Genomic DNA, 4,342 nt, shown 5'->3' on the forward strand with positions numbered 1-4,342 from the left:
GGAAACAAGTCGGGAATTAGGTATTGCGGAAGACAAAATTAAAATTGATATTGATAATACACAATGGCTGCAAAAAAACAGAGTGCTTCAAACTCTGGAAGGTCTTATGTATCAAGCCCTATATTATGCGTCCCCTGAAGGCAGAACATGGGTATTTATAAACACTACGACCGGAGAAGTGATTGATACTGTGGCTAATGACTAAACTCGTACTCAAAGTTAAAGGAATGCAATGTGCGGAGCACATACGTGCTCTTTGGAAACCCTCGGTTTCCAACGTCCCGACATTACGTCGGGACTGCCTTCCTCCACGGGAGAACGCTATGCTTTCTCCCGGCCCCTCTTCGCACAGCGCAATCACGACATGTGTTCCTAAAGCAATTTATTGTACAACCATATGGTAAAGCTCGTACTCAAAGTTAAAGGAATGCACTGTGCGGCGTGTTCTGTTCTCATTGATAAGCTACTTATAAAGCAGGAAGGGGTTTCTAACGTCAATACAAATTACGGTGCGGAGAAAACCGCCATAGAATTTGACGAATCAAAAATTACTCTTGAACAAATTGACGCATTTATAAATAAAATCGGTTACGATATTGTGCGACCGGACGAAGCTGCGTCAAGTATAGAAGAAGAGGAAAAACAGGACCAACGAATAATCCACCGAGCAAAAAAGCGCGTCATAGCTGCGGCTGTTATCGCTTCACCAATCATTATCTACTACATGCTCATCCACATGTTTAATGCTCCACATGTGCATGAACTGTTTGCTTTTTTGGGAGTGGACGATCCGCCTTTTAGGATAGATCTCAACTACGTTTACTGGATTCTCTCAACTCCAATTCAATTTATCATTGGCTGGCCGTTTTATCGTAACGCCTACACCGCAATGCGTGTCGGGTCCGCAAATATGGATGTACTGGTAGTTTTGGGTACATCGGCTGCGTATTTCTACAGCATGATAGGGTTTCTCTGGTTTAATATTGACCACCCATTCTGGGAGAGCTCAGCAGCCCTTCTTACGTTTATTCTCTTGGGTCGTTACATTGAGGTACTTGCAAAAGGTCGAGCGTCAGCAGCGATTAAGGAACTTTTGAAATTAGAGGCAAAAGAGGCCCATATAGAACGTGACGGCAAAGAAATAACAGTACCTTTAGATAAGTTGGTGAAGGGAGACATCATCATTGTACGCCCCGGTGAGAAAATTCCGGTTGACGGTATTATTATTGAAGGAGAATCGCACATTGATGAAAAAGTGGTTACCGGTGAATCAATTCCGGTAAAGCGGACTATAAACGATGAAGTTATCGGTGCTACTGTAAACCAGGAAGGATTACTGAAATTTAGAGCAACAAAGGTTGGCAAAGACACACTTCTGTACCAAATAATTCGGATGGTTGAAGAAGCACAGGCAAAGCGTGCGCCAATACAAAATTTAGTTGATAAAATTAGTGAGTACTTTGTGCCTGCGGTTGTCATACTTTCTGTACTCGTGTTTGTGGCGTGGTTCTTTTTTGCAAACTTGCCGTTTAGAGCGGGACTTCTGCGTATGATTGCGGTGTTGGTAATATCGTGTCCGTGCGCTATGGGACTTGCAACACCAACCGCGCTTGTGGTTGGTATTGGGCGCGCTGCCAAATATGGCATTATCCTGAAGGGTGGTGAGGCGCTTGAAAAGGCGTACAAAGTAACTTCAATAATCTTTGATAAAACAGGAACGCTGACTATTGGTAAACCGGTCATCACTGATTTTGTTATGCTCGGCAGTGGTATTGAGGAGAGTGAAGCACTACGTCTTGCCGCATCAGCAGAGCGAGGTTCAGAACACCCACTGGCGAGGGCAGTAATTGAGAAAGGAAAGAAAGGTGGAGAACTCGGAGACCCGAAAGATTTCAAAGCAGTAAAAGGAATGGGTATACACGCGAATGTGGATGGAAAGACAATTGATATTGGCAATATGGTTTATATGAAAGAACTTGGTGTCGATATTGCAGAGCATACTGAAGCGATGGAGAAACTTCAAAATGAGGCAAAAACGGCAGTCTTTTTGCTCATAGACAAGAAACCTATAGCTCTAATTGCAATGGCAGATACCTTAAAGCCGTACGCAAAAGAGGCAATTGCAGAGCTTAAGAAAATGAACAAAGAAATTATCATGATTACTGGAGATAATCAAAAGACAGCAGAAGCAATTGCAAAGCAGGTGGGTATTGATCGGGTGTTTGCAGAGGTTTTGCCACAAGATAAGGCCGCTAAAATCAAAGCACTACAGGCTGAGGGCAAGAGCGTGGCGATGGTTGGGGATGGCATCAATGATTCTCCAGCGCTCGCGCAAGCCGATATTGGGATTGCTATTGGTTCTGGAACCGATGTTGCGATAGAAACAGGCGACGTCATCTTAGTGAAAGATGATCTTCGGGATGTAGTTACTGCTATTCAACTTTCTGGAAAGACTATTAGAAAAGTGCGGCAAAATCTCTTTTGGGCGTTCTTCTACAATGTAGCTGCTATTCCAATTGCAGGCGGTATGCACCTGCTTATCACTCAGGTTTCATTTGGTGTTGCAGCTGAGTGGGTAGTTGCAATCCAAACACAATTTGGGGCGATTGGGCAGATTTTCTTCAGCATTTCCCAGGCAACCCTGCGGCCGGAAATTGCTGGTTTTGCGATGGCGTTAAGTTCAATCTCGGTGGTGCTTAACTCGTTGATATTAAAAAGATATGTGCCGCCGATTGAAAAAATGCTTGCAAAACGTGCGAAAAAAGAGAAAGCCGCTGCTACAGCGTAGTATTATTAATTAATAGTATAATAAAAACATATGGCAGAAATAAACTTAAAAATTGAAGGAATGCACTGCGGAGCATGTGCAACAGGTATTCAGATGATTGCTATGGGACTTGAAGGAGTTACAAAAGCGTTTATTGACTATGACAAGAAAGAGGGAACATTTACTTTTGACGAAGCAAAGGTCAGCAAGGAAAAGATAATAGAGGAAATCGAAAAATCGGGTTACAATGCATCATAATATTTTGTCCATATTTTATGAGCCAAGTGAAATAAAATATGGCTAACAAAATCTATCATGGACGTATTTACGCTACTTATTATTGGACATCTCATAGGCGCGGTGCTAGGCGTTGGCGGAGCAACTTTTATTGAAATTTTTCTCAACAAAGCATTGCGTGATGGTGAGATAGATCCAATTGAGGGTAGTTTTCTTAAAACAACATTTTCTGTCGTACGCATTGGACTTATCATATCTATTTTTACCGGAATAGGATTTTTGCTTGTCTATCGATTTTACGATGAGTCATTTAGGCTTTATGATCCGACATTGTGGGCAAAGCTCACCGTCATTGGTGTTATTGTAGTGAATGCACTTTTGCTTCAAGCACACAAAATCCCCATTTGGCTTGGAAGTCCACTATCGTTTGTCTCATGGTATACAGTGCTAGCACTCGGCGTATTGCTTCGTGGACCTGCCATATCATATCTGGCTGTTATGCTCTATTATGTTGCAGCGCTTATTGTCGGCGGAATTATTCTTTGGGGTATTAGACGTTCACTGGGGATTAGAGTATGAGTTCCGATAGTGCCAAAATGATAATAAATTACAGCCATATAAGTTTTTTAGTATGACAATAAATAGTTTGAAATTACAATTTAATCTGCAGGAATCTAAAGATTCTCTGACACTATCGGTATGAGTATTTCACTTATAACATATCTTTCTGCGCATGTGTTGTTATTGCTTATTACCGCAATAATATTTTATGCGTTGCTACTTGATTTGTTGCGCAGGGGAGGAACTACTAAACAGGCACTGCTGAAGAAGAGCATTCTCGGTCTGGGGGTGGCGACACTTGCTTCTATCATTGATGTTGTGTATTTATTTGATTATTTTGGAGGTAGATTGGGATTTAGTACAGACCAAAGCGTTACCACACTCATTCCATTTTTTATCTACACGCGGGAAATTCTCTTCGTACTTCTTCTCGTCAGTGTATTTTTAATCTTTCTTCGAGGGCGTTCTAGCGGAGAAGAAATTAATGGAAATATGACGCTTAAAAAGCAACTTGTTGTCCTCTCAACTATCGCGGTAGTATCCGCAACCGCGCTTATGTTTCTTGGGGTACTTATTCCATAAATATGAAAAATATTTTTATTTTTTAATTCCACAGAATATTATCGAATGTACTTTTTAAGTAATTTAAATAATATACAAATAATCTTTGTTAGTATTATCATAGATAAAACTTCGATGATAAAAATTAAACTAAAAATAAATATTTTATTATATATTTAATAAGCTTTTTCAAAATTTTTTTAGTAATTCATTTAA

At 40.6% G+C, this 4,342-nt stretch carries 5 protein-coding genes; all 5 read left to right on the forward strand.

What is annotated here, in order from left to right; all coding sequences use genetic code 11:
* On the forward strand, positions 1–205 hold a 205-nt coding region (locus IIB50_02810), incomplete at its 5' end, for a hypothetical protein (protein ID MCH7530021.1).
* A 192-nt stretch (positions 206–397) separates the two neighbouring features.
* On the forward strand, positions 398–2,788 hold the full coding sequence (gene cadA, locus IIB50_02815) for a cadmium-translocating P-type ATPase (GenBank protein MCH7530022.1): 2,391 nt from the start codon (positions 398–400) through the stop codon (positions 2,786–2,788).
* Between the two features lie 30 nt (positions 2,789–2,818).
* Positions 2,819–3,025, forward strand: a complete 207-nt coding sequence (locus IIB50_02820) for a cation transporter (protein MCH7530023.1) — start codon at positions 2,819–2,821, stop codon at positions 3,023–3,025.
* Positions 3,026–3,082: 57 nt separating this feature from the next.
* Positions 3,083–3,583: a hypothetical protein gene (locus IIB50_02825; GenBank protein MCH7530024.1), complete on the forward strand. Its 501-nt coding sequence runs from the start codon at positions 3,083–3,085 to the stop codon at positions 3,581–3,583.
* 120 nt (positions 3,584–3,703) lie between these two features.
* Entirely contained in the window at positions 3,704–4,147 is a 444-nt protein-coding gene (locus IIB50_02830; protein ID MCH7530025.1) for a hypothetical protein, read from the forward strand.
* Positions 4,148–4,342 lie beyond the last annotated feature (195 nt).

Source organism: Patescibacteria group bacterium (assembly GCA_022560785.1).
In the GTDB taxonomy this organism is placed as follows: Bacteria; Patescibacteriota; Minisyncoccia; order Phycocordibacterales; family JADFSL01; genus JADFSL01.

Excerpts from the sequence above, each read along its gene's own strand:
- cadA (MCH7530022.1), top strand. The coding sequence starts at position 398 with ATGGTAAAGCTCGTACTCAAAGTTAAAGGAATGCACTGTGCGGCGTGT.
- IIB50_02830 (MCH7530025.1), top strand. The coding sequence starts at position 3,704 with ATGAGTATTTCACTTATAACATATCTTTCTGCGCATGTGTTGTTATTG.
- IIB50_02825 (MCH7530024.1), top strand. The coding sequence starts at position 3,083 with ATGGACGTATTTACGCTACTTATTATTGGACATCTCATAGGCGCGGTG.
- IIB50_02820 (MCH7530023.1), top strand. The coding sequence starts at position 2,819 with ATGGCAGAAATAAACTTAAAAATTGAAGGAATGCACTGCGGAGCATGT.